This window comes from Citrobacter sp. A316 (assembly GCF_002042945.1).
GTDB classification, from domain to species: domain Bacteria; phylum Pseudomonadota; class Gammaproteobacteria; order Enterobacterales; family Enterobacteriaceae; genus Citrobacter; species Citrobacter portucalensis.
Genome location: NZ_MVFZ01000005.1, coordinates 71,507 through 97,990, shown reverse-complemented (window position 1 = coordinate 97,990; position 26,484 = coordinate 71,507). Strand labels below are relative to the sequence as shown.

General features: G+C 49.0%; 24 protein-coding genes. 16 read left to right on the top strand and 8 right to left on the bottom strand.

What is annotated here, in order from left to right; all coding sequences use genetic code 11:
* Window positions 1-125: 125 nt before the first annotated feature.
* A complete protein-coding gene (gene cydH / locus BZK41_RS26875) occupies window positions 126-215 on the bottom strand; it encodes a cytochrome bd-I accessory subunit CydH (protein WP_003029209.1) in 90 nt (29 codons plus the stop codon).
* 297 nt (window positions 216-512) lie between these two features.
* Between cydH and purR the strand changes: the two genes are divergently transcribed.
* Window positions 513-1,538, top strand: coding sequence for an HTH-type transcriptional repressor PurR (gene purR / locus BZK41_RS07980; RefSeq protein WP_003832757.1), 1,026 nt, complete (start codon window positions 513-515; stop codon window positions 1,536-1,538).
* Here the strand turns inward: purR and punR are convergent.
* A complete protein-coding gene (gene punR / locus BZK41_RS07975; protein ID WP_079937805.1) occupies window positions 1,535-2,467 on the bottom strand; it encodes a DNA-binding transcriptional activator PunR in 933 nt (310 codons plus the stop codon). The two genes, purR and punR, sit on opposite strands and share 4 nt — an antisense overlap.
* Window positions 2,468-2,580: 113 nt before the next feature.
* On the opposite strand from punR, the gene punC reads away from it, so the two are divergent.
* Both punC and cfa read left to right on the top strand, forming a co-directional pair.
* Complete coding sequence (punC, locus tag BZK41_RS07970) at window positions 2,581-3,786, top strand: purine nucleoside transporter PunC (RefSeq protein WP_079937804.1); 1,206 nt, start codon at window positions 2,581-2,583, stop codon at window positions 3,784-3,786.
* 289 nt (window positions 3,787-4,075) lie between these two features.
* Window positions 4,076-5,224 carry a cyclopropane fatty acyl phospholipid synthase gene (cfa, locus tag BZK41_RS07965; RefSeq protein ID WP_079937803.1) on the top strand — a complete coding sequence of 383 codons (1,149 nt, stop codon included), beginning with the start codon at window positions 4,076-4,078 and terminating at the stop codon, window positions 5,222-5,224.
* A gap of 41 nt (window positions 5,225-5,265) precedes the next feature.
* Here cfa and BZK41_RS07960 read toward each other — a convergent pair whose 3' ends face one another.
* On the bottom strand, window positions 5,266-5,913 hold the full coding sequence (locus BZK41_RS07960) for a riboflavin synthase (RefSeq protein ID WP_003832752.1): 648 nt from the start codon (window positions 5,911-5,913) through the stop codon (window positions 5,266-5,268).
* 217 nt (window positions 5,914-6,130) lie between these two features.
* Between BZK41_RS07960 and mdtK the strand changes: the two genes are divergently transcribed.
* Complete coding sequence (gene mdtK, locus BZK41_RS07955; RefSeq protein WP_079937802.1) at window positions 6,131-7,504, top strand: multidrug efflux MATE transporter MdtK; 1,374 nt, start codon at window positions 6,131-6,133, stop codon at window positions 7,502-7,504.
* A gap of 38 nt (window positions 7,505-7,542) precedes the next feature.
* Here mdtK and BZK41_RS07950 read toward each other — a convergent pair whose 3' ends face one another.
* Window positions 7,543-8,241 carry an RluA family pseudouridine synthase gene (locus tag BZK41_RS07950; protein ID WP_079937801.1) on the bottom strand — a complete coding sequence of 233 codons (699 nt, stop codon included), beginning with the start codon at window positions 8,239-8,241 and terminating at the stop codon, window positions 7,543-7,545.
* Window positions 8,242-8,370: 129 nt separating this feature from the next.
* Here BZK41_RS07950 and BZK41_RS07945 point away from each other — a divergent pair, with 129 nt between their 5' ends.
* From BZK41_RS07945 to trpS, 11 genes are all read left to right on the top strand, one after another.
* Complete coding sequence (locus BZK41_RS07945) at window positions 8,371-9,162, top strand: PhzF family phenazine biosynthesis protein (RefSeq protein ID WP_079937800.1); 792 nt, start codon at window positions 8,371-8,373, stop codon at window positions 9,160-9,162.
* 36 nt (window positions 9,163-9,198) lie between these two features.
* Window positions 9,199-9,507 carry a monooxygenase gene (locus BZK41_RS07940; protein WP_079937799.1) on the top strand — a complete coding sequence of 103 codons (309 nt, stop codon included), beginning with the start codon at window positions 9,199-9,201 and terminating at the stop codon, window positions 9,505-9,507.
* Between the two features lie 241 nt (window positions 9,508-9,748).
* Window positions 9,749-10,144 (top strand): RidA family protein, encoded by a 396-nt coding sequence (locus BZK41_RS07935; RefSeq protein ID WP_079937798.1) that lies wholly within the window; start codon window positions 9,749-9,751, stop codon window positions 10,142-10,144.
* Between the two features lie 27 nt (window positions 10,145-10,171).
* Window positions 10,172-11,140: a threo-3-hydroxy-L-aspartate ammonia-lyase gene (locus BZK41_RS07930; RefSeq protein ID WP_079937797.1), complete on the top strand. Its 969-nt coding sequence runs from the start codon at window positions 10,172-10,174 to the stop codon at window positions 11,138-11,140.
* A 126-nt stretch (window positions 11,141-11,266) separates the two neighbouring features.
* Window positions 11,267-11,908: a PAS domain-containing protein gene (locus BZK41_RS07925; protein WP_079937796.1), complete on the top strand. Its 642-nt coding sequence runs from the start codon at window positions 11,267-11,269 to the stop codon at window positions 11,906-11,908.
* Between the two features lie 411 nt (window positions 11,909-12,319).
* Entirely contained in the window at window positions 12,320-12,814 is a 495-nt protein-coding gene (locus BZK41_RS07920) for a molybdopterin-dependent oxidoreductase (RefSeq protein WP_079937795.1), read from the top strand.
* Window positions 12,815-12,831: 17 nt separating this feature from the next.
* Window positions 12,832-14,796 carry a bifunctional diguanylate cyclase/phosphodiesterase gene (locus tag BZK41_RS07915; protein ID WP_079937794.1) on the top strand — a complete coding sequence of 655 codons (1,965 nt, stop codon included), beginning with the start codon at window positions 12,832-12,834 and terminating at the stop codon, window positions 14,794-14,796.
* Window positions 14,797-14,879: 83 nt separating this feature from the next.
* Complete coding sequence (locus BZK41_RS07910; RefSeq protein ID WP_079937793.1) at window positions 14,880-15,362, top strand: glutathione peroxidase; 483 nt, start codon at window positions 14,880-14,882, stop codon at window positions 15,360-15,362.
* Window positions 15,363-15,526: 164 nt separating this feature from the next.
* Window positions 15,527-16,636, top strand: a complete 1,110-nt coding sequence (locus tag BZK41_RS07905; protein WP_079937792.1) for an AI-2E family transporter — start codon at window positions 15,527-15,529, stop codon at window positions 16,634-16,636.
* Between the two features lie 119 nt (window positions 16,637-16,755).
* Complete coding sequence (locus BZK41_RS07900; RefSeq protein WP_079937791.1) at window positions 16,756-18,540, top strand: diguanylate cyclase; 1,785 nt, start codon at window positions 16,756-16,758, stop codon at window positions 18,538-18,540.
* 219 nt (window positions 18,541-18,759) lie between these two features.
* Window positions 18,760-19,764 (top strand): tryptophan--tRNA ligase, encoded by a 1,005-nt coding sequence (gene trpS / locus BZK41_RS07895; RefSeq protein ID WP_079937790.1) that lies wholly within the window; start codon window positions 18,760-18,762, stop codon window positions 19,762-19,764.
* A gap of 116 nt (window positions 19,765-19,880) precedes the next feature.
* Here trpS and BZK41_RS07890 read toward each other — a convergent pair whose 3' ends face one another.
* The 3 genes from BZK41_RS07890 to BZK41_RS07880 all read right to left on the bottom strand — a co-directional run bounded on the left by BZK41_RS07890 (window position 19,881) and on the right by BZK41_RS07880 (window position 24,248).
* Window positions 19,881-21,575, bottom strand: coding sequence for an NAD-dependent malic enzyme (locus tag BZK41_RS07890; RefSeq protein WP_079937789.1), 1,695 nt, complete (start codon window positions 21,573-21,575; stop codon window positions 19,881-19,883).
* A gap of 40 nt (window positions 21,576-21,615) precedes the next feature.
* Window positions 21,616-22,998, bottom strand: coding sequence for a C4-dicarboxylate transporter DcuC (dcuC, locus tag BZK41_RS07885; RefSeq protein WP_079937788.1), 1,383 nt, complete (start codon window positions 22,996-22,998; stop codon window positions 21,616-21,618).
* A 107-nt stretch (window positions 22,999-23,105) separates the two neighbouring features.
* A complete protein-coding gene (locus tag BZK41_RS07880; RefSeq protein WP_079937787.1) occupies window positions 23,106-24,248 on the bottom strand; it encodes a M20 family metallopeptidase in 1,143 nt (380 codons plus the stop codon).
* A gap of 114 nt (window positions 24,249-24,362) precedes the next feature.
* Here BZK41_RS07880 and BZK41_RS07875 point away from each other — a divergent pair, with 114 nt between their 5' ends.
* Window positions 24,363-25,277 carry a LysR family transcriptional regulator gene (locus BZK41_RS07875; protein ID WP_079937786.1) on the top strand — a complete coding sequence of 305 codons (915 nt, stop codon included), beginning with the start codon at window positions 24,363-24,365 and terminating at the stop codon, window positions 25,275-25,277.
* A gap of 115 nt (window positions 25,278-25,392) precedes the next feature.
* Here the strand turns inward: BZK41_RS07875 and BZK41_RS07870 are convergent, their stop codons facing one another.
* Complete coding sequence (locus BZK41_RS07870; RefSeq protein ID WP_253193751.1) at window positions 25,393-26,355, bottom strand: LysR family transcriptional regulator; 963 nt, start codon at window positions 26,353-26,355, stop codon at window positions 25,393-25,395.
* Window positions 26,356-26,484 lie beyond the last annotated feature (129 nt).

Genomic DNA, 26,484 nt, shown 5'->3' with positions numbered 1-26,484 from the left:
AGCATGACATTGATCGCAAAATTAATAAAGTTAACAAAACTGCAAAAGACTTTTGCTTATTCGCAAACAATAGAGGGGAGAAGACGAGTCAAAGAGATGAGGGAGAGCTAACTCCCTCGGGGGAATCAATGCAGCGCTGCGGTCAGACCACCCGCGACGATCAAACCCAGAACAATAATGGTAGTCACTAACGAAAATTTCAGATCGGTGCTCATCAAGTTTTCTCCTTTTTATTCCCACACAAAAAGTGATATTGCGCATTTTTACACACTTGAAAGCAAAAATCTCTCACGATTTATATTGATAACTGCTTTTAACTCTTCCCCTTTTCGTTAAGATCAGACAAAATTCCACGCTTACTTGATTAGCGTACCGGCCATTGACCCCTTCCTGACGTTCCGTGTCGTTTTCCCGGCGTGCCGCAACCCTTACGTTGCGATAAGGGTGTGTAAAGGCAAACGTTTACCTGGAGTATTCTCAGGAGCTTAGGATATGGTCTGGAGTGAGATGTAATGGCAACAATTAAAGATGTAGCGAAGCGAGCAAACGTTTCCACTACAACCGTATCACACGTAATTAACAAGACGCGCTTTGTCGCGGAAGAAACGCGTAATGCTGTCTGGGCAGCGATCAAAGAACTGCACTATTCTCCAAGCGCAGTGGCTCGCAGCCTGAAGGTGAATCACACCAAGTCTATCGGCTTGCTGGCGACCAGCAGCGAAGCGGCATATTTTGCCGAAATTATCGAAGCCGTTGAGAAAAACTGTTTCCAGAAAGGCTATACCTTGATCCTGGGTAACGCATGGAACAGTCTCGAAAAACAGCAGGCTTATCTGTCGATGATGGCGCAAAAGCGCGTTGATGGTCTGCTGGTGATGTGTTCTGAATATCCGGAGTCGCTGCTTTCGATGCTCGAAGAGTATCGCCATATCCCGATGGTCGTCATGGACTGGGGCGAAGCAAAAGCCGACTTTACCGATACGGTCATTGATAACGCCTTCGAAGGCGGTTACATGGCGGGTCGGTATCTGGTAGAACGCGGTCATCGTGAGATTGGCGTGATCCCAGGCCCAATGGAACGTAACACCGGGGCCGGGCGTCTGGCGGGCTTTATGAAAGCGATGGAAGAAGCGCTGATTAAAGTGCCTGAAAACTGGATTGTCCAGGGCGATTTCGAGCCTGAATCCGGCTATCGCGCCATGCAGCAAATTCTGTCGCAGTCGCATCGTCCGACCGCTGTCTTCTGCGGTGGCGATATTATGGCAATGGGTGCGCTGTGCGCCGCTGACGAAATGGGGCTGCGCGTACCGCAGGATGTCTCACTCATCGGCTACGACAACGTGCGCAATGCCCGCTTCTTCACGCCAGCCTTGACGACCATTCACCAGCCGAAGGATTCACTGGGTGAAACGGCCTTCAACATGCTGTTAGACCGTATCGTGAATAAACGTGAAGAGTCACAGTCTATCGAGGTGCATCCGCGCCTGGTTGAGCGTCGCTCCGTTGCCGACGGTCCGTTCCGCGATTACCGCCGTTAAGCCTGTTGTGCGGGAGTCTCATCTGGCTCCCGCAGCCATTCCTTGTTCAACGTTTCACTATCCCCTAAATAGTCCAGTAACCAACTCAATGCCGGTGACGTATCGTTCTGCTGCCATGTCAGACAGCATGCGGCATCAGGAAAGGGGTTCTCCAGTTGCAGCGCAACCCATTTACCGCTATCGATCCACGGCTTGGCAAAATGCGTCGGTACCATGCCCACGCACAATCCCGCGGACAAACAGGTCGCTGAAGATTCCCAGTCCGGCACGACGACGCGCTTTTGGTTATCCAGCAGCCAGGTAATACGCTTCGGCAATGTTCGGGAGGTATCTTCGCGCACCAGTGACGGCCAGTTGCGCAACGTGTCATCACTTAGCGGCCCAGGCATTGACGCCAGTGGATGATGGCTGGCTACCACGCAGCTCCAGCTCAGCATTCCCATATCGCGGAAGGTATAACGCCCCCCGACCGGAATGGCCTGTGTGGCACCGATGGCCAGTTCCACGCGTCCATCAGACAGTGCATCCCACACGCCGTTAAACACTTCCTGAAAAACTAACAACTCCACATCATCAAAGTGACGGTAGAAATCCACGATCATCTGTCGGGTACGCTCAGGGCGGACAATGTTATCTACCGCGATAGCCAACTGTCCGCGCCAGCCGTTGGCAATTTGCTGACATTGCTGGCGCGTGATCTGCATTTTTTTGATAACAGAGCGGCCTTCTTTTAAAAACCATGCCCCGGCAGGCGTTAATTCCACATCCCGATGGCGTCGCTCAAAAAGTGGCACCGCCAGCCACTCTTCCAGTTGGCGCACAGTGTAGCTTACCGCCGAAGGTACACGGTGTAACTCCTGCGCAGCCGAACTAAAACTACCGTTACGCGCAACCGCATCAACCACTTCAAGTGAATATTCAGACCACATATTCTGCCTGCAAAAAATTTGAAATCAGTAAGCAAATATTAGCGTTTCACAGCGAGAATTACACTCACTACACTCAGCGGCATTGTTCTACTGCTAAAAAAAGAGAAATGATGATGCAACCTGGGAAAGGGTTTTTAGTCTGGCTGGCAGGTCTTAGCGTGCTCGGTTTTCTGGCAACAGATATGTATCTGCCCGCCTTCGCCGCAATTCAGTCCGATCTGCAAACACCTGCATCTGCCGTCAGCGCCAGCCTGAGCTTGTTCTTAGCCGGTTTTGCCGTCGCACAACTGCTGTGGGGACCGCTCTCTGACCACTATGGTCGCAAGCCTATTTTGCTGCTGGGTTTATCTATCTTCGCACTGGGCAGTCTGGGCATGCTGTGGGTTGAAAACGCCACTGGTCTGCTGGTACTGCGCTTTGTTCAGGCCGTTGGCGTCTGTGCGGCATCGGTTATCTGGCAAGCGCTGGTTACCGATTATTATCCTTCACAAAAAGTAAACCGCATCTTTGCCACCATTATGCCGTTGGTCGGGTTATCCCCTGCACTCGCCCCGCTATTAGGCAGTTGGATCCTGGTACATTTTTCCTGGCAAGCCATTTTTGCCACTCTGTTTGCCATTACTCTGATTCTGATGCTTCCGGCGCTGCGTTTAAAGCCAACGCTTAAAGCGCGCGATGACAGCCAGGATAAACTGACTTTCGCCACCTTGCTGCGCTCGAAAACTTACCGTGGAAACGTGCTGATTTATGCCGCCTGTTCCGCGAGCTTTTTCGCATGGCTGACGGGTTCCCCGTTCATCCTCAGCGAAATGGGTTATAGCCCAGCGGTAATTGGTCTGAGCTATGTTCCGCAAACTATCGCCTTCTTAATTGGTGGTTACGGTTGTCGTGCTGCGCTGCAAAAATGGCAGGGTCGTCAGCTGCTGCCCTGGTTACTCATTCTGTATGCCTTCAGCGTTGTAGGCACCTGGGCGACCGGCTTTATTCATCATGTTGCATTGGCTGAAATCCTGATCCCATTCTGCGTTATGGCGATTGCGAACGGCGCAATCTACCCTATCGTTGTCGCTCAGGCATTACGCCCTTTCCCACAGGCCACCGGACGCGCAGCCGCATTGCAGAATACGCTGCAACTGGGTTTATGCTTCCTGGCAAGCCTTGTCGTTTCCTGGTTGATTGCCACCCCGCTGCTCACCACCACCAGCGTTATGCTGACAACAGTATTGCTGGCTGCTGTGGGATACAAAATGCAATCACAGAAAACTGACGCCCCGCAAACAGATGACCGTGCGCAAATTGCCCACGGAGAGTCGCACTAATAACGGCAGTGGGAATTAGTTAGCCCGCTAACAATTATTGGTTGAATCGTCAAATATTCAAGCATATACTGATTTTCGGTTGTTAAAAAAAAGATAATTTTAATGTGTTAACGGGGACAAGAACGTTCCCGTTTTACCACGGATGGCCTTTTCGGCAAGGGTTTCTCCCTTCCTCTGTTCTACGTCGGATTATAGATTCGCGGATTAATTCCGTGAGATTTCTCACAAAGCCCAAAAAAGCGTCTACGCTGTTTTAAGGTTCTGATCACCGACAAGTGATGGAGAAGCTATGAGTTCATCATGTATAGAAGACGTCAGCGTACCGGATGATGACTGGTACCGCATTACCAATGAATTATTGAGCCGTGCAGGCATTACCATTAATGGCCCGGCACCGGCGGATATTCGTGTAAAGAACCCCGATTTTTTCAAACGCGTATTGCAGGAAGGATCGTTAGGGTTGGGTGAAAGTTATATGGATGGCTGGTGGGAATGCGACCGGCTGGACATGTTTTTTAGTAAAGTCTTGCGCGCCGGTCTTGAAAACCAACTCCCCCGCCACTTTAAAGATACACTACGTATCGCCACGGCTCGCCTGTTCAATTTACAGACCAAAAAACGTGCGTGGATGGTCGGCAAAGAACATTACGATTTGGGCAACGATCTCTTTACCCGCATGCTTGACCCCTATATGCAGTATTCCTGCGCCTACTGGAAAGATGCCAATACCCTGGAAGCTGCCCAGCAGGCGAAGCTCAAAATGATTGCTGAAAAATTGCAATTGAAGCCAGGAATGCGGGTGCTCGATATTGGTTGTGGCTGGGGGGGCTTGTCCCAGTTTATGGCATCGCAATATGGCGTAAGCGTGGTGGGTGTGACCATTTCGGCAGAACAGCAGAAAATGGCACAGGAACGTTGTGCTGGGCTGGATGTCACCATTTTGCTGCAGGATTATCGCGACCTGAACGACAAATTTGACCGCATTGTCTCCGTCGGCATGTTTGAGCATGTAGGGCCGAAAAACTACGCCACCTATTTTGAGGTGGTCGATCGTAATTTAAAACCGGATGGTCTCTTTTTACTGCATAGCATCGGCTCCAAAAAAACCGACAATAACGTTGACCCGTGGATCAATAAGTATATCTTCCCAAACGGGTGTTTGCCGTCAGTTCGCCAGATTGCCAACGCCAGCGAAGCGCATTTCGTGATGGAAGACTGGCATAATTTTGGCGCGGATTACGACACGACGCTGATGGCATGGCACGAGCGTTTCATGAGCTCCTGGCCAGAAATCGCCGATAACTATACCGAACGTTTCAAACGGATGTTCAGCTATTACCTGAACGCCTGCGCCGGGGCGTTTCGTGCTCGCGACATTCAGCTATGGCAGGTGGTATTTTCCCGCGGCGTTGAACACGGTCTGCGCGTTCCCCGCTAATCGTTATCGCCCCCGTAGCAACGGGGGCTTTACTCTCAGGTTTAGGCTCCCGCTTCGCCCGTTATGTTGCTGATGGCGCTTTCACGCGCCGCCAGTACACGCTCAACGGTATCAACCACCGCCTGCGTTTGGGGATCGATTTCGATATTAACCCGTGCGCCCAGCTTTTTCTTGCCAAGCGTCGTACGCTCCAGCGTTTCCGGGATCAAATGCACACAGAAACGTGTTGGCGTCACTTCACCGACTGTCAGACTGATACCGTCAATACCAATAAATCCTTTGTACAGGATATATTTCATCAGCGACGGATCCTGGACTTTAAACCACACCTGACGGTTATTCTCCGAGGTCAGAATTTTCGACACTTCGGCAGTGGTCATAATATGGCCCGACATTAAATGCCCGCCAATCTCATCACTGAATTTTGCCGCACGCTCAACGTTAACCAAATCTCCGACCTTCAGATCGCCCAGGTTGGTGATACGCAGCGTTTCTTTCATCAGATCGAAGCTTATCTGGTTACCGTTAATTTCGGTGACCGTCAGGCAGCACCCATTGTGGGCAACCGATGCGCCGGTCTCCAGCGCATCCAGCATATATTCAGGCAACTCCACTACATGCGTACGAAAATTTGGTTTTTCATCAATGGACACCAATTTTGCGGTGCCCTGCACAATACCCGTAAACATACTTCCTACTCCTGAACTCAATTAAGACATCTCTGCACAGCACAATAGCAGGTGGAAATTCAGGTTGCCAGCAATGCGCCACCAGCGCCTGTTTTTTCACTGGAGAATTACGGATTCCTCGCTACAATAGACTGAAATTTCCCCTGCTTTTTCTCCTTGCTGCCATATAAGGCGGCTTTTTTAGTCTCTCAAATAACAACAATATAGTGGTGTACACGTGCAAAAGTATGTAAGTGAAGCGCGTCAGTTATTAGCTCTGGCAATTCCGGTGATTCTTGCGCAAATCGCCCAAACAGCAATGGGATTCGTCGATACCGTTATGGCGGGCGGATACAGCGCGACGGATATGGCGGCCGTCGCCATTGGTACGTCCATCTGGCTACCGGCCATTCTGTTTGGTCATGGACTGCTACTGGCGTTGACCCCAGTAATTGCGCAACTCAATGGTTCCGGACGCCGCGACCGTATCGCCCATCAAATACGTCAGGGATTCTGGCTGGCGGGCAGCGTCTCTGTTCTGATTATGGTTGTGCTATGGAACGCGGGGTACATTATTCGCTCCATGCATAACATTGACCCAGCGCTGGCAGATAAAGCCGTTGGTTACCTGCGTGCCCTGCTGTGGGGCGCACCGGGTTATCTGTTCTTCCAGGTGGCCCGTAACCAGTGCGAAGGATTAGCCAAGACTAAACCGGCGATGGTGATGGGATTTCTCGGCCTGCTGGTGAACATTCCGGTTAACTACGTTTTCATTTATGGACATTTAGGCATGCCAGAACTGGGCGGCGTGGGTTGTGGTGTGGCAACAGCAGCGGTTTATTGGGTGATGTTTATCGCCATGCTTTCTTACGTCAAACGCGCGCGTTCGATGCGCGATATCCGTAATGAGCGTGGTTTCCAGAAACCTGACACTGCAGTAATGAAGCGTCTGGTACAGCTGGGTTTACCTATCGCGCTGGCGTTATTTTTCGAAGTAACGCTGTTTGCAGTGGTCGCGCTGCTGGTTTCCCCGCTGGGGATTGTCGACGTAGCCGGACACCAGATCGCACTGAACTTCAGTTCGTTAATGTTCGTCCTGCCAATGTCTCTGGCTGCCGCCGTCACCATTCGTGTCGGTTATCGACTGGGCCAGGGTTCCACGCTGGATGCGCAAACCGCAGCCAGAACAGGTCTGGGTGTCGGTGTTTGCATGGCGGTCGTAACGGCGATTTTCACCGTGACATTCCGCGAGCACATTGCCCTGCTCTACAACAACAACCCGGAAGTTGTCGCTCTGGCCGCGCAGCTCATGTTACTGGCCGCGGTGTATCAAATATCGGACTCTATCCAGGTTATTGGCAGCGGGATCCTGCGTGGTTATAAAGATACGCGTTCCATTTTCTTTATTACCTTTACGGCATACTGGGTGTTGGGTCTGCCGAGCGGTTATATTCTGGCGCTTACCGATCTGGTAGTTGACCGGATGGGACCGGCGGGATTCTGGATGGGCTTTATTATCGGCCTGACCTCTGCGGCGATACTGATGATGCTGCGGATGCGGTTTCTACAACGCCAGCCATCATCGGTTATTTTACAACGCGCTGCGCGATAACCCCATAATAGCCGCCGTCTGGCGGCTTTTTTACATCCTCAGAACGGGCTGGCGTTTTGGGCATCCATCCATTCCTGGCTGATGGGGTGCCTGAAATGCAATTCACTAGCATGCAGCATCAGCCGTGGCGTTTGTTCAGTGCCTGGCAGCAAACGCCCGCCATACAAATCACACCCTAAAATGGGATGTCCTAACTGCTGACAGTGGATCCGTAGTTGATGGGTACGCCCGGTTGCAGGCGTCAGTTGCACCCGCGTCAAGGGGAGCAACGCACCCTCTTCCTGACGATGATAAAAACGCTCGACAACCTGATAGCGCGAGCGTGCGGGTTTGCCGTTGAGAGCACAAATCGACATCAATGGAAACAGCGCCGGGTCTTTAGCAATCGCTGCATCGATAACCCCTTCGTCGTTTTCCAGATGCCCGCATAACAGCGCGCTGTACACCTTAGTGACCGTACGCTGGCTGAACTGCTGGCAAAGTGCGGCGTTGATAGCCTTGTTACGAGCGACCACCATCAGCCCAGAAGTGCCGAAATCAAGCCGATGTACCAGCGTGCAGCCAGGGTAAATCTGTACCAGGCGGTGATGTACCGAATCGAGATTCTGCGGATTTTTCCCCGACAAGCTAAGCAGTCCGCTGGGTTTATTGATGAGCACCAGATGCTCGTCCTGATAGAGGGTCTCAATCTCGTCATGGCAAGGCGGGGCAATAAAGGTATCGAGGATCGTAGACATCAGGCGGCCAGAATGAAGTGTGGGCACGGATGATAACGAATTTTCATCGCAGTGGCGAATCGGAGCGCTGACACAATGACTGGCATGGTAGAGTGTGATTTATCCTGAGTGCGATGAGAGGGTTACTCTGTGCAACAAATCGATTTTTACATGGTGGATGCCTTTACCACCACGACGTTTAGCGGTAATGCCGCAGCAGTCTGTCCGCTCACGGACTGGTTGCCCGATGAAACTTTATTAAAGATGGCGCAGCAGCATAACCAGTCAGAAACCGCTTTTTTTGTCGACGATGAGAATGGTTTTGAGCTGCGTTGGTTTACCACTCAGGGAGAAATCAATCTTTGTGGACATGCCACGCTTGCCGCCGCGCATGTCATCTTTGAACATCTGAATTACCCGGAAACGAAAATCCAATTTGCTACCCGCTTTGTGGGACCGCTGACGGTCACGCGCAGCGGTGAATGGCTGACGCTTGATTTTCCGGCCTGGCAAAGCGAATCTGTCGTGCCACCTGCTTTACTGCTGGAAACATTAGGCATCACCGAATACAAAGAGGTGCGCGTGGCACGCGATTACATGGTGGTGCTGGAAAATCAACAGCAGGTTGAGGCTGTACGCCCGAACATCCACGCCATGCTTCCGCTGGGGAAAATGGTGTGCATCACCGCGCCGGGTGACGGGGAATACGATTTTGTCAGCCGTTTCTTCTGCCCGGGTGAAGCCGTCGCGGAAGACCCGGTCACAGGCTCGGCACATAGCATGCTGATCCCTTACTGGGCTGCAAAACTGAATAAAACACAGATGCTGGCGCGCCAGGTCTCTGAACGCGGCGGGGATTTACGCTGTCAGGTAGCAGGAACGCGTGTTTATATCAGTGGCCAGGCGATAACTTATCTGACCGGTAAAGTGCTGCTGCGCTAGCAGCCTTACCCGCAATAACCAATCCATGGAGGATTTATGTCGAACAAACTCGTGCAGATACACTTTGATTTTCATGGTCCGTTTGGGGCTGAGATGTCGAATCAGCTCGTTGAACTGGCTGAATCAATCAACCAGGAGCCGGGGTTCATCTGGAAAATCTGGACCGAGAACGAAGCAAACCACGAAGCGGGTGGCATATACCTGTTCCAGGACGACGACACCGCGCAGGCCTATATCAAAAAGCATACCGCCCGCCTGAAGCATCTGGGTGTGGAAGAAGTAACGTTCAAAATCTTCGATATCAATGAACCGTTAAGTAAAATTAACCACGGTCATATCGGCTAATCGTTTGCCTTAGACGCCCCGTCCGGGGCGTTTCTTCTCTTCCCCTGCTTTCCCCTCATCAAAAGCGATCCCCTCTTTCGTCGCCTCGCGATTGCGCTATAGCGTGTGCCAGGTTTGCAATAGTTCACAAAATCATCACTCGCGAAAACTATCTCTAGCCGGAAGTGGCATAAAGGCGTATAAAATAATACAAACAGTATTATTTTATACAAAATGAATCATCAGCCACAGGAGGTTTATTATGTCCGCGGACATTACACTGAACTCATCTGCCGGAAGCTTCCCGCCAGCAGGTCATTACTCGCACAGTACAACGGCTGGCGGCTTCGTCTTCATTTCCGGGCAGTTGCCGGTCACTTTCGACGGCGAGAAAAAAGCGGATGCCTCTTTTGAAGATCAAACCCGGCTGGTACTCAAGAATATTGATGCTTGTCTGGCGGGTGCTGGAGTTTCCCGTCAGCATCTGGTGTCAGTTCGCGTCTATGTGACGGATATGAACCAGTGGCCGACGTTTAACAAAATCTATGGGGAATGGATCGGTGATTTTCGTCCATCCCGTGCAGTAGCAGGTGTTGCGGAACTTCATTATGGTTTTGCGCTGGAAGTTGAAGCTATTGCGTTGGCCCCACAAGCGTGACGTTTAACAACATACGGGTGAACAACAATGACTGAAACAATACTGCCTGATTATAACGATGTTGCCGCTGCGGCAGAGCGCATCGCAGATTATGCTAACAAAACGCCGGTAATGACATCCCGAACGGTTAATGAAGAATTTGGCGCGGAAGTTTTCTTCAAGTGCGAAAACTTTCAGAGAATGGGCGCCTTCAAATTTCGCGGCGCTATGAATGCGCTACGCCAGTTCACACCACAACAACGCGCTGCGGGCGTCGTGACGTTTTCTTCCGGTAACCATGCGCAGGCCATTGCCCTGTCGGCAAAATTATTGGGGATTCCGGCGACGATTATCATGCCGCATGATGCCCCGGCAGCCAAAGTCGCGGCGACGAAAGGCTATGGCGGAAAGGTGGTAACTTACGATCGCTATACTGAAGATCGTGAAAAAATTGGTCGGGACCTGGCAGAGAAACAGGGATTAACGCTGATCCCCCCTTACGACCATCCGCACGTGATTGCAGGCCAGGGCACCGCCACAAAAGAGCTGATTGAAGAAGTGGGTCAGTTAGACGCCCTTTTCGTGTGTCTGGGCGGTGGTGGCCTGCTCTCAGGATCCTCTCTGGCGGCCAGACATCTGTCTCCCGACTGCATCATCTATGGTGTCGAACCTGAGGCGGGTAACGATGGTCAACAGTCGTTCCGCAGCGGAAAAATAGTTCATATCGATACGCCCAAAACCATCGCTGACGGTGCTCAGACTCAACATCTCGGAAATATTACATTTCCGATTATTCAGCAAAACGTGAACGATATTCTGACTGTCTCAGACGATGAATTAGTCGCCTCAATGAAATTTATCGCTGAACGTATGAAAATTGTCGTTGAGCCGACCGGGTGTCTGGGTTTTGCTGCCGCCAGAGCGTGCAAAGCTGAACTTCGCGGCAAGAAAATCGGCATTATAATCAGCGGCGGAAACGTGGATATCAGTCGCTACAGTGAATTTCTGGCCGGATGATAAACAGGGTATCTGCATGCAGATACCCTACTGTTACTGTCTGTACACTCCTGTCTGGAAAAATGATCCCAGGTCACTGTAAACTGCTCGCAATCATGGCAACAGGCATCACCGCAGGAGACTGGCATGCCAAAAACCGACAATAACTCGCTTCTCAGCCAAATTGATACTATCGCCAGGGGATTGAGTGAGACCTTCTCTCCGTTTTGCGAAGTGGTGGTTCATGACCTCAAAAATCCTGAACATGCCATTTTGTCCATCCATAATAATCTTTCCGGACGTCAACCCGGTCAGCCAGCAACCGAGCTTGGCCTGGCGAGAATCGCATCACCTGACTTTCCCAGCATCATTGCGAACTACAGTAATCAGTTTGCCGATGGTCGCCCGGTGAAAAGTACCTCAATTGGTATCAAGGACGAAGAAGGCAAATACGTAGCAGCACTTTGCCTGAATGTCGATATGACGCTGTTTCGTGGTATGCAGAGTACTCTTGCGCGTTTTACTGAAACCGAAAATTCCCCCATTAAGGAACATATCGATCCCGGCAGCAATGAAGTCATACGCCAGCGTATTGATGACTTTGCCGCTAAACGCGCGACGACGGCCAGGGCCCTTAAACCTCAAGACCGTAAGCTGCTGATTCAACAATTACGCCAGGACGGTTTACTGAACGTACGCAAATCTATGGACACAGTAGCGCAGCATCTGGGCGTTTCCAGGGCGACTGCTTATCTGTATGCCCGTCAGTCAGTTCAGGCGGGTGAATAAACGGATTCAGATAGACCGCACTTGCCGCGTATAGAATGTCTGTTCTTGATTACCGACACGAAGCGCTCCCGCCATACTAAGGGCGGCTTCGTGCCCAATATAGTTATCCACCAGTAAACAACCAAATCCAGCGACAGTGAAAAAATAAACCTTTATTTTCGTGCGTATTTATTGGCGCTGAGTAAATAGATGATTTATTTTTGTACATAGATAGTGAAATTTAGCTTTACTCAAATAATACTACCAGAATTGTTAATGCATCACAGTCGAAAAAACAACAACTAACTCACTGATTTGAAAGAATTAAAAAATCATTGAATTTATTGCACCAACAATACCTATGCAATATATATAAATAGCGTGATATCTAAATTATAATTCTTTTACATCCAGCTGATTGGTGAGGTAAGAATGCGGTTAATCGTCATGTTAGTAAGCTTTATGCTCTCCTTCCAGCTCTGGGCGGGTGAACTTTCCGCGCCTACCGGTAAAGTACTCTTAACGCTGTCGGGTAATATTGAAAATACAAATGCAGACGGGAAAGCCGTTTTTGATACCGCCAGCCTTGAGAAACTGGGCATGGTCAGTTTCCAGACCACCTCTCCCTGGTATAATGGACGCACTACCTTTACGGGTATTCCGCTACAAAAGCTCATGGATTATGTTGGGGCGAACGGTTCTATTGTTAAGGTCACTGCGCTCAATGACTACACCACCGTTATCCCTCTCAGTGATTTCAAAAAATACAATGCTATCCTTGCGTTAAAAATCAACGGAAAATATATGCGCATCCGTGACAAAGGCCCGTTATTCATTGTGTACCCCTATGACAGCATGCCGGAACTGAATAATCAGATTTATTATTCAAGGTCTGCATGGCAGGTCAGTAGTATGGATATTGAGTAAGCGTTCAGAGGAACATCATGAACAGAATACTGGCTGGCATCATCTTTTTTCTTTTTATATCTACCGGGTATATATCTTTCCTCGTGCATGAACGGCAACAAGAGTTACAGAAACTGACTCACTACACCGATTCCTGGTCTGCTGCTCAGCTGGTATCACAATATTACCGATTTGAATCGTTGCTTGGCCTTTACACTATCGATGATACGATGAATCTCGATGATGTACGCATGCGCCTCGACATTATGCTTAGCCAGAGTGATTTAATAAAAGAAGGTGACCTTGGGCGTTACATAGAAAGCAATATAGCCCACCGCGAGCTGGCGGTAAAACTTGAAAATACCCTTAGCTTTCTGGATGTTAATCTAGAGAAAATGAACCGTTCAGCACTCCAGACTTATCTGAAAAAAATGCATACTCTGGATGCGCCACTGGGTCGTCTTTCATCTGGTGCGTTAAACAAGGATGTTAACTCGATCAATAACGCCAACCAAAAAATTCAAACGCTGTACTATATTTATTCTGCAACCTCTGTGCTGCTGATAATACTGAGTGCGATTCTGGGTGTGCTCATTTTCTATCAAAACAGAAATATTCTGCGGGCGCACCTGCAGGTCAAGAGTCTTGCCGAAGAACTGCAGAAATCTAAAGAAAAACTGCAAATGCAGAATGCTAAACTGGAATATGACGTTTACCATGACTCTCTTACCGAGATGAATAACCGTCAGCTATTCTGGAGCGATTTAAATAAAACAATTGAGACAGCTGAAAAAAATCACGATTCTGTGACTGTGATGTTGTTTGATTTAGATCGATTCAAAGAGGTAAATGATACGTATGGTCATGATGCAGGAGATATGTTGCTACGCCAGATATCAGACCGACTGGTTTCAATGAGCCGTACTTCGGATACGCTGTATCGCCTGGGTGGCGATGAATTTGCGTTTCTCTCAAGTGGCCTGACAGAAAGTCACGCCGTTTCGCGGGCCCAGAAAATATGTGAATTTATCAGCCAGCCCTACACTATCTATAACACGATTATCAACATAACCACCTGTGTTGGCATTGTTATCTCGGAAACAGAACGCCGCTCCGACTATCTTTATAAATTTGCCGATCTGGCCCTTTATGAAGCTAAAAATGAAGGCTCTGGGAAGATAAAAGTCTTCCGGCAACGAATGTTAGAAAAGCTACAAGAAAGCAGAACGCTTGAGCATGATATGGCATTGGCAATAGTGAACAAAGAATTCGTGGTGTATTACCAGCCGATTGTCGATTCTTTCAGCCAGGAAATTTATAGCTACGAAGCCCTTATTCGCTGGCGCCACCCTCTAAAGGGCCTCCTGTCGCCGGATAACTTTATTCCTGTTGCTGAAAAAACCGGAATGATTAATGAGATGGGGAAAGCGGTGCTTGAAATTGCCTGCCGGGAAGCGGCTTGTTGGGCGATTCCTGCTAAAATTTCCGTCAATGTCTCTCCTGTCCAGCTAAGCAGCAAAGCCTTTGCCGGCATCGTACTGTCTATTCTGAAAGAAACAGGACTCCCAGCCGATCGTCTTGAACTGGAAGTAACAGAGTCCTCTCTCTTTACTGAGAGTACGACGCCGATGAATACGCTTAATAAGCTCAGAGCTCTGGGCGTAAAAATCTCCATCGATGATTTTGGTACCGGCTATTCTTCTCTTTCGCGCCTAAGCAGGCTTGCCTTCGATAAAATTAAAATAGACAAGTCCTTTGTGCATTCAATATCCACACAGGAAGACGCCCTTAATATCATCAAACTGATCACCGGCATGGCGAAATCCCTTAATATGAAGGCTGTTGCAGAAGGTGTTGAAACGCATGAGCAACTGGAGAGACTTCAGGCACTGGGCTGCGATTTCGCACAAGGATATCTGTTTGGTAAACCTCAATCTTGTGTCAATGAGGAAATCAGAAACGGCCAGGTTACACGATTAAACAACAAAAGAACGATGCCATGAAGGCTTTCACCAGGCTTTTACTGTGAGCAGCACGCTGAGTAGCAATGTCGACGTCAAACTTTTCCTGACCTGAGGTTCCAAAAATGACCACTTTTTATCAGCTTACTGCCACCAGTCTGAGTGGTCAGATTATCTCAATGGACGACTATGCAGGTAAGCTGGTACTGGTGGTTAATACAGCCAGTCATTGTGGTTTCACACCGCAATACGCGGGCCTTGAGGTGCTCTATAAGAAATACGCCTCACAGGGCCTGGTGGTGCTTGGTTTCCCCTGCAACCAGTTCGGTAAGCAGGAACCCGGTGGAGCCGACGAAATCTCGCAGACCTGCCACGTCAACTACGGTGTGAGTTTTCCAATGTTTGAGAAAGTGGAGGTTAACGGCGCCGGTACACACCCAATTTTTCGTTACCTGAAAGATGAATTACCCGGCATGCTGGGTGGGCGAATCAAGTGGAACTTCACTAAATTTCTGATTGGGCGCGACGGCAAACCGCTTAAACGTTTTGCCCCCTTCACTACTCCAGAAAAAATAGAAACCGTCATCCTTGCTGCACTTAAAATCTAAAGGTTGCTGTCATTCGAAAGTCACATTAATACCGTGGACATTCGTTAGTTTTATCTTCAGCAAGTCATCGTATTAGCCAAAATAAGCGACTATCTACAGCTAAAGTTGGTAATTCTCCTGAACGGTTCTATAGTCGGGACTGCTTCTCATTACAGGGTTCACTAATGCGATTTAACGGACTGACTAAAGGTTTCTTCATTTTCATACTTGCCCTCGTGACCTGGGCATTCTTCGATGTGCTGTCCCCCTACTTTTCCGCCATTTTGTGGGCCGCGATATTAACGACTATCTTTAACCCGGTAAAAAACCGACTGCGTAGCGCGCTTGGCGAACGCAACGGGCTGGCATCGTTGATTACCATCGTCATTATCTGTCTGATTGTCTTTATCCCGCTGATGGTAATTCTGTCATCGCTGGCCATTGAACTGAATGTGGTGTACACCAAACTGCAACAGAATGACACGCAGTTCCCGGAAGTTGTCACTTCTGTTCTTTCGTATCTTCCTGACTGGGTCAGAGGGTTTCTGGCAGAACACAATCTGGATGATGTCGCGCAGATCCAGAAAAAATTGTCAGATGTCGTACTGCAAGGTGGGCAGTATCTTGCTGGCAGCGCATTCCTGATCGGGAAAGGCACATTCGGCTTTGCTATCAGCTTTGGCATCATGCTGTATCTGCTGTTTTTCTTACTGAAGGATGGACCGTATCTGGTGCGCCAGATTCTGGACTCATTACCGCTTTCTGATTTTGCCAAACAGCACCTGTTTGCCAAGTTCGTCGGCGTAACACGGGCAACCGTCAAGGGCACGGCAGTTGTAGCATTGGTTCAGGGGATTCTTGGCGGCATTGCGTTTGCGATTGTAGATATCGACGGCAGCGTTCTGTGGGGCGCGTTGATGGCGTTTCTCTCCCTCGTGCCCGCCGTCGGTTCAGCGATCGTCTGGGTACCAGCAGCAATTTTCCTGTTCGCCACCCACCAGCTATGGCAAGGGCTGTTTATCGTTGGCTTCTTCGTGATTATCGTTGGGCTGGTGGACAATATCTTGCGCCCGCTGCTGGTAGGTAAAGACACCAAAATGCCAGATTATCTGATTTTGATTACCACTCTCGGTGGCATGGAGATCTACGGCATTAACGGCTTTGTGATTGGCCCCCTGATTGCTGCACTTTTCATAACCTGCTGGAACCTGTTTTCCGGGCGTGACCATGAAGGTAACGTGGAAGGAATCGACGAAGCCTTTATGGAAGAAGGAAAAAATCCTCCAGATTTATGATTGCAGGACGATAACAAAAGGCGGTTTCAGGACCGCCTTTTTTATTTTCACGCAAAATCATGCGTTTCCTATAATTGCAATCATACGTATTCATTAATCGTCGCAGAAGGAACTAATCAGTGCGAATAGCCACAATCACCAACTGGGCCTATAGCGCGACGGTATGCCTGACCATTGCCTCCGGCGTTGTCATGCTGATGGCATCCAGCGCCGATAACACAGAACGCCAGGTGGTGGAGCAGCGTTATCAGTTCGATCAACTTACCGAAGAAGTCGAACTCGATGCCTGGTCGCTGTCCGACCTGGCGCGCGACTACGTTATTGCAAAAGATCCTGAGGTGCTTAATGCCTACCGTCAGAAAGAAGCGACGCGGAAAGCTGTTGAGCATCGTCTGTCGAAGCTCAAAGACCTTGGGGCAACGGATGAAGAACTGGCTCTATTGCACGAAGGGCTGCAGATTGTTGATGCCCTGCAGGACGAACAAGCTGCGGCGTTTGCCAGCGTCGCGCGCGCAGAAGAGCCGCAAGCTATTGCACTGCTCTATGGGAAGTCCTATGAACAGGAACTGGAGCGCGCCCAGGACCGGATAGATCATTTTCGCCAGCTACTCGATAGCCGCGTACGCAACATGATTGAAGATGCAACCCAGTCATCCCGCATGCTACGGACGGCCTCTGAAGTGATGGTCGGTCTGACGGCGCTGCTGTTTTTATTCGTTCTCGGTTTCATTTTAAAGCGTCGTGTCCTGCGCCCCGTCGTGCGTTTGAGCGATGTCGTAAACCGTCTCGCATCGCAGGATTATGCCGTTGAGACGCCCAGCTTTAACCAGATCGATGAGATTGGCGATATGGCACAGGCGATCCGAATATTTCGCGAGAACGGCCTGGCGCGTCAGAGACTGGAGAAAGAGCGAGATGCCGACTGGGCAATCCGCGATCTGCTGGCACGTATGACACAGCGTCTGCAGGGCTGCGAGAGTTTTGCCGATGTCATCAATGTGGCGGAACTGTTTGCACCGAATATTGCCCCAGGTATTGCCGGGCGGCTTTACATACTGGACCGGGAACCCTGGCAAATGCGCTGCGTTGCACAATGGCTCTCACCGCAGGGTAAAGCGGATGCGTTCCACCCGGACGAATGCTGGGCAGTGCGCCGTGGCCAGAGTCATCCTCCGGTACAAGGTGAACCCGATATTGCCTGCTACCATCTGCCGGAGTCATGCCAGCAGCATACCCTGTGCGTCCCGCTAATTGCCCAAGGCGAAGCCATCGGCCTGCTCTCATTCCAGAACCTTAGCGATGATTCCGCCCCCTCTCGTGCGTATCTGGAGCTGATGGCAGAAGCACTCGGCCTCGCATTAGCCAACCAGCGTCTGCGTGATGCCCTGCTGGAAAAAGCGCTCTACGACCCGCTAACAGGACTGCGCAACCGTCATCATCTTGAAGATACACTGCGTACCCAGATGAGCCAGGCAGTGCGTAACAAAGAGCCGATCAGTTGCCTGATGATCGATATCGATCATTTCAAAAATATTAACGACCGCTTTGGCCATGAGGCGGGCGATAGCGTGATTAAGAGTATCGCCGCGACTATTCAGCGCGTTGTCCACGACAGCGGTATGGCCTTCCGCTACGGCGGTGAAGAGTTTCTGGTACTACTGCCCAATACGGATGAACAGGCCGCTAACCGTTTTGCGACGGAAATCTACAACGGCGTGCGCGAACTGTCGTTACGCTTTGGCGTTTCCGATATTGGACACGTGGATGTCTCTATTGGCGTCGCCAGTTACCCGCAGCATGCCCAGAGCGACAACCTGTTACGCGCCGCAGATGTCGCACTGTACCGAGCTAAAGAGTTGGGACGTTCGCGCATTGTGAGCTTTGGCATGCTGGAAGCAAGCTGATATGTCCCATCACTTCAGGCATTGCTTTACCTCTACGCCAGGCGGTGATATGTTGACTGGATGAACACAAAAAACGATATCACCGCTTTTAATCACAACCAGTGGTGGCTGCCTTCTTAAAGGCGGTCAGAATGTGTTTTCCCCATTTTTAGATAACCGCCGAAAGGCGGTTATTTGCATTTACAGACCCCTTTCGGTTTTATGACTAAGGAGTCTGACATGAACAACAAAACTATCATCCTCACAGGCGATCGTCCCACCGGCCCGTTGCATCTCGGCCATTATGTGGGCTCACTGCGCCAGCGCGCCACGCTGCAACACGATTATCAGCAGTTTATATTGGTGGCTGACCTGCAAGGGCTGACCGATAACGGCAGCACACCGCAAAAGATCCGCAACAATATTCCCGAAGTGCTGGCTGACTATCTCGCCGCAGGAATAGACCCGTCACTCACCACCATCTGTCTGCAATCGGCACTGCCTGCCCTCGCTGAGTTAACCGCGCTTTATATGAACATCGTTACCGTGGCTCGCGTAGAGCGTAATCCTACGGTTAAAAACGAAATTGCGCAGAAAGGGTTCGCCCGCTCATTACCGGTTGGCTTTCTGGTTTATCCCATCAGTCAGGCGGCAGATATTACAGCCTTCAAAGCCGAAGTCGTTCCCGTCGGCGACGATCAGTTGCCAATGATTGAACAGACTAACGAAATCGTGCACAAGATGAATAGCCTGTTACCGGCCCCCGTCTTATCGCACTGCAAAGCGCTGCTGAGTGAAACCAGCCGCCTGCCAGGAATCGACGGAAATGCCAAAATGTCAAAATCGCTTGGTAATACATTGCTCCTGTCAGCCAGCGAAGAAACCATTCACCGCGCGGTCAGCGCAATGTACACCGACCCCAATCATTTAAAAGTGTCCGATCCAGGGCAAATAGACGGCAATATGGTATTCACTTACCTCGACGCTTTTCATGCGGATAAAGCAAAAGTTGCGGAGATGAAAGCGCATTATCAGCGCGGTGGGTTGGGTGACCGGACATGCAAAAACGAGTTGGAAATATGCTTGCAAGAGCTCATCGCCCCGATGCGCGAGCGGCGCGCAACCTACATCCAGGATAAAGGTATGCTGATGGCGATGCTTAAAAAAGGCAGCGAACAGGCGCACGACGTCACACAGCAGACATTAAAAGAAGTGAAGCAAGGACTGGGTTTGCCGGTGTTCTGATCTCGGATAACAACGGGTTCGATAAATAAAGATAACTCCCGACAAATAACAATCGCCGGGAGCTATCAGAAGCCCCCCTCTATGAAGGGGGCCGGTTCCCGTATTGCTGATTAACGTCAGTATGAGGTACGTCTGTATTGACGATACTGCGGATGCCAAAAAATCTCGTCAATTTTGGCTCGTAATAATTCTTCAGGTATACGAATGGCTACACCATCGCATTGCGCTGCAATGCCAACATTAAAGGCAATAGCTTTTGTTACTTCCTGAATATTATTAATATCCGGTAATAATGAAGAATCTTTATTGACTTTCATTGGCGAAAAAGAAGCTAACGTTCGGCTTGCCGTTATTAACATATTCTCCGTAATTCGTGTGGCGCGGCTTGCCAGACACCCTAGCCCAATACCAGGGAAGATATAAACATTATTGCATTGTGTAATAGGATATTCCTTCCCTTTGTATATTACGGGATTAAATGGACTTCCCGTTGCAACAATGGCGTTTCCCTCTGTCCATTCAATGATATCTTCCGGCCTCGCCTCGACCCGTGAAGTTGGATTGGATAACGGCATAATTATTGGGATCTTACAGTGGCGGTACATTTCCCTAATAACAGCTTCGCTAAACAAGCCTGGTTGACCGGTAACCCCTATCAACACCGTCGGATGCGCATGGCAAACAACATCCATCAGCGTCATTTTTTCGCTTTCCACACCCCAGCTTTCGACGATCGTTCGCGGCTGCGACAGCTGTTGCTGAAAAGGTGGAAGGTTTGCCTGGTCATCAGTCAACAATCCAAACCGATCCACCATAAAAATTCTGGCGCGAGCTTCTACTTCAGACAAGCCTTCAGCGATCATCTGCTGAACAATGTGTTCAGCAATACCACAACCAGCCGATCCTGCCCCCAGAAACACCACTGTTTGCTCGCATAATGAACGACCGGAGGCTGAGCTTGCCGCCATTAGGCATCCTAGCGCAACGGCAGCAGTTCCCTGGATGTCGTCATTAAAACAGCACATCTCATCTCTGTATCGCTCCAGAAGAGGAAGTGCCGTTTGCTGTGCAAAATCCTCGAATTGAAGTAGGACCTCAGGCCATCGACGTTTAACCGCGTTAATGAACATATCGACAAACTCAAAATACTCTTCCCCGGTAATTCTTGGGTGACGCCATCCCATGTAAAGGGGATCATTTAGCAGTTGAGAATTATTGGTACCAACATCCAGCAGAATGGGCAACGTATTTGCCGGATTTATACCGCCGCAGACGGTATACAAAGACAGTTTCCCTATTGGGATCCCCATGCCGCCAATACCTTGATCCCCAAGTCCCAGGATTCGTTCGCCATCGGTGACGACGATAACACGAATATGCTGTTTCGTGGCATTGTGCAATATATCATCGATTTTATGGCGATCTGGCCAAGCGATAAATAAACCTCTGGCCCTGCGGTAAATATCAGAAAAGTGTTCACACGCATGACCAACAACTGGCGTATAAATAATAGGTAGCATTTCTACTAAATGCTTGCTCACCAGATAATAGAATAGCGTTTCGTTAGTATCCTGAATATTCCTGAGGTAAATATGTCGTGCAATAGCAGATTTAAAATCGCTAAACTGGCGATATGCTCGATGAGATTGCTCCTCAATTGTTTCAACTGCGTTGGGAAGCAGTCCTTCCAGATTGAATACCACTCGCTCCTCTTCGCTAAAACCACTCCCTTTATTAAGAAGAGGAGATTCGAGTAGAACAGAACCTGAGTAGGGAATATAGAGCAAGTTATCTACAGTTTCATTTAGCATAGTGTTCATCCAGATAAATATCTTCCGTATTCAGTTACTATTACATGCTGGAAATTATCGTATTAGCGATTAACATCGTTATGATTCCACCCAGTGCCGGAATGACCGTTCTGCGTACGATCATAAATGGGGAGCACTCACCCGATTTACTGACGGCAATAATAATGCCGGCTACAGGCGACATGGCGCGTCCCATCCCTGCCATCAGTTGCATCGGCAGCAGCATATGTACGGCGTTCATACCAAACTTTGTTGCAATAGACTGCGCCATACCGGCAAACGAAAAGAAGGCTGCAACCCCCGATCCTGTCAGAACGGCCGTTACCCCGACCAAACATGCCATTACAATTGTCATGCTGGTGAAGCCAAAGCCAGCGTTATGTGTCGCATCAAGTAAATAGTCCACTGCACCAATTTTTTGTAATCCCTGGGCGAAGATTTCGGCACATACCAGTAATGACACAATACTGGTGAACATACTCCCCATGCCTTTAAAGAAGACTTGCACACCCTTGCAGCACTCTTTAAAGTTTCGTTTCACACATAACTCAAAAATAAAGGCAACAAGAGTTCCGATAACCATTGCAGTTACGACATCAACTTTAATGGTATCAATAACCAACGGACTGAACACCAATACCAGAACGACAGGAAAAATGGGCAATAATCCGTACAACTTAGGTGCTGGCGTTTCATCTTTTTCAGCAACTTCAGGTTGCACAGCATGTTGCGACACAACAACATGACCATCTTTTTTGTCAAAATATTTCGCCGTAAAATAAATTAATATAGCAACGACAACCATCACCGCCGCAGCTACCGGCATCTGATAATGAGCAAAATACAGTGCTGTTTCCATGCCAGCATATTCAGCAGCTAAATTCGCCGTACCAACGGCTGGCCCAAGATCCATAAAGGCACACATGCCAATCATAGCCGCAGCAGCTGCCTTACTGACCCCAAGCCGAACCAGAACGGGGAAAAATGTCACCAGCAATAACATTGCAAGGCCTGCAGCGCTGGAGATGGCAACATGCAGCAATTGCGCAAAAATGTAGCCGATGGCAAGGATCAGGTAAGGTGCTTTTAAAGCCTCCAGCGGCCGGATACAGACGTCAACCATCGCCTTTGACGCTTTAATATGATCCATATAACTGGCGAAACCACCAGCTGCCATAATAATCAAACCTATCCCTGCCACCTGCGTTGATAATGAACTTTTTACAAAGGCAAATATATCAATCCAAACAGACCCCGTGGATTTTGCATTTCCATATAATATACTTTTTTCAGGGTAAAAAATGGCTGTAATTGTCAGAAGAGAAAGTCCAGCCAATAGCAGAATAGTTTGCGGCTGGTAATTTTTTATAATTAACCAGGCTGCAATAACAGTAATAAGTATCGCAATAATGAAAGCACTCATGGATATGCTCCGTTATTTAATCATCAAAATATTAATAATCCATATAACCACAGTTGTTATATGAGGATAATAATTTAGTTGAGTATGTATAATGTATTCAGATGAAATTATGTCCTTTCATCTGAATTAATATCGTTAAGCATCATTCCAGCAACCAGTGCGGTTCTGGTAATGATATTTTCGGGTAATATATGCTCATAGAGCGCATGGATACCGGCTCCTGTCGCGCCAAGGCCATCTAATGTAGGGATACCTAACGCCGCGGTGAAGTTTCCATCGCTACCCCCTCCAGCCGATTTAGCGGAAATCGTAATTCCCAGTATTTCTGCAATTTTTTGCGCTTTTTCAAATAGCTGTTCGGAAGCTGAAGAACGTTCCATCGGTGGGCGAGTTTGACCCCCTTCAATCCTGAGTTGGCTACCCGACAAATGAGGGGTCAAACGGGTGATAGCATTATGGATCCGTGCGGCTTCTGACTGGTTTTCAACTCTGGTATCAATTTCTAATTCGGCATGATCCGCGACGACATTGACCCGAGTTCCTCCCCGTACAATACCAACGTTAACGGTGGTGCCGCGTTCAGGATCATTCAACTCTCGCAATTTGAGGATCTGAAAAGCCATTTCCTCAATAGCACTAACCCCCTCACCTGGATTATTACCTGCATGAGCAGCAAGCCCTGTGATAGCAATCCGGTAGCGACCAGTTCCTTTACGGGCGATTTTTAAGTCACCGTGAGTTGTTGCGGGTTCAACAACCAATACCTGCTCAGATCCTATCGCATTACGGGTAATCCATTCCTTCGAACTTGGGCTTCCGAGTTCTTCATCACTATTGCACAGGAAAACAATGCGTTTATTGTTGAGCAGCCCGAGCTCTTTTAGCGCACGAACCGCCCAGATCGACTGAACCATCCCGGCTTTCATATCGAGGATCCCCGGGCCATACCATTTACCCTCTTCTTCGCGAAGTGAGAGTATCCCTTTATCCCATACCGTATCGAAATGCCCCAAAATTGTGGTTTGTGGCCCCTCTTTTCCCAGCATAAATTTTAACTGATTACCATAGTGTGCCTGGTTTTCTGTTTCTGCCTTAATGCCCAGACGCTTTTCGAAAATAGCCTTTAAAACATCACCACAGTGGTCAACAGCAGCTTTATCCGTAGAAGGAGACTCAGCCAGTACCAAATCACTGATATCTTCCCTGATCTGGTCAATATGTTTCTGTAAGTAATTAACAACGCTCTTCATTGCCACACTCTCCGTATAGGTATTTACGGTTAGTATGTAACGAATTGCGATTGAAAAAGAATCAGGCACCTATGCTAATATTGTTGCCTTCAGGTCAACAATAATGGCAAAAACATGACATTGAGCACCTATCCAGAAAAAGCGATCCGTTATTTATATATGGTCGGATTGTACGGTGGGATCCGCAGAGCCGCCGACATCCTTGGCTTTAACCCTTCTGTTGTCAGTCGCCAAATCTCTCTTCTGGAAAGAACGATACAGCTGCCATTGCTGGAAAAAAGAGGACGTAACGTTGTCCTCACCGAGGCAGGAAGATTACTGGCTGATGATTACGCCATTACTCAACAAAAACGCAATGAACTTGAGCGGCAACTCAGCGATATGCGCCATATGCGTGGAGGGACCGTTACGCTGCGCGTTGGACAAGGGATGGTCCAGGAAATCATTACCCACGTCGTGAGTGATTTTGCCCAAATCTACCCGAATGTGTTTGTCGATATCACCTCTGGCAACATGGAAACATCGATGGAGCTCATTGCAAGAGGTGAAGTGGATATGGCCGTTGGATTTGGTCCCGTTGGACAACCAGCACTTAAACGATATAGCTATAATCGGGGAGCCATTTGTGCAATTGTCAGGAAAGATCACGCTATTTCTGGCTTAAAGAAGGTAACCCTTCAGGAGCTTTCCCAGCATCGCCTGATCGCTATGCATGAAAATTTTGGACTTCAGCGATATCTCACCGCGATGTTTCGTGATGAAGCAATTATGTTCAGGCCATCCTACTGCTGTAATTTGTTTACCAGCGCAATAGCCCTGTGCAGTGCGGGACTAGGGATTGCTTTTATGACTGAACAAACCGCTAATGCTAATTCTTATCCTGGGGAATTGGTGGCAATACCGATTGATCATCATATTGCCAGAGAGTGTCAGTGGCATGTATTGCGCAGTTCTGATCATCGTTTTACACCGGCGGCGCATTACTTATGGAAGTTACTGTGTAATTATTTAAGTGATTCCAGCACGTAGGAATGCGTAACATTACATGAGAAGCAGTGCTCCCTTTCTTACGACTGCTTAGTGCTGTGAGTTCAACCGATGGACGCAACACACTTATTGAACCGCTCTGCGGATGATTCATGGTCTAGCGTTTTTCCTGGCCTTTCGTTGAGTTGTCTGACATAACCAGGTTTTGCGGATCGCAAACCTGCAAAATTTGCTCCCTCATCCATAAATGCGCAGGCGAAGTACTGAGTGCCGGGCTGTAATAGGCTTTTAGAACATACTGTGGCGTCGGAAACGGGGGAGCGAACACCACCAGATTTTTCATATCAAAAACTGATGAGATACCCCGCTTGGGAAGTGTGATAACCAGATCAGTATTTGAAACGATGATCGGGGCAATCATCAGGCTTGGCAATTCAACAACGACCCGGCGACGTACCTGCTGACTTTCCAGATAACGATCGATAACACCCCGTGATTCCAGCCATGGACGCACCACAACATGTCCGGCGCTCAGATAACACTCATGGGTGAGAGTGTCTTGAATATCAGGGTGACCGCGACGCACAGCAACCACGTAATCATCAGTAAAGCAAATGATGGATTCAATGCCGCGCCGTGGGGCTTTCTGCTCTTCTTCAAAGCCAAGGGCATAATCAACTTTGCCTGAGAGCAAATCTTCGTCGGCGTTAAAATCGCGTGAGTAGATAATCTTAATGGTAATACCCGGCGCAAGACTGTTCACCCTGGCAATTAAGCCTGGCAGGATAACGGCGGCTGTGTAGTCCGTGGCGGCAAAGGTAAAACTCTCCCGGCTTTTTTCCGGCTCAAAGTGTTCTGGCTCATACAGGCAGGACGAAAGACTACCCAACGCAACAGAAATACTGGCCGCAATGCTTTCGGCTTTTGACGTGGGTACCATGCTTCCACCGGTGCGCACGAATAAGGGATCGTCGAGTGATGCTCGTAAGCGATTGAGCGCATGACTCAGTGCGGATGGGCTTAGTGCCAGTTCGTTGGCAGCCTCCGTCACGCTTCCATGCCGATAAAGCGAATCGAATATAAGCAATAAATTCAGATCGATCTTGCGCAACGTTGACATCATGGTTCTTCTTTCCCGGGTAATATTTAACTCAACAATAAATGAAAACTGTACATTTTAGTGTTGCATAAAATGCAGCGAAAGCAGGATGAAAAAAAGATAGTATATTTCCAACAAAATGATTCTGAA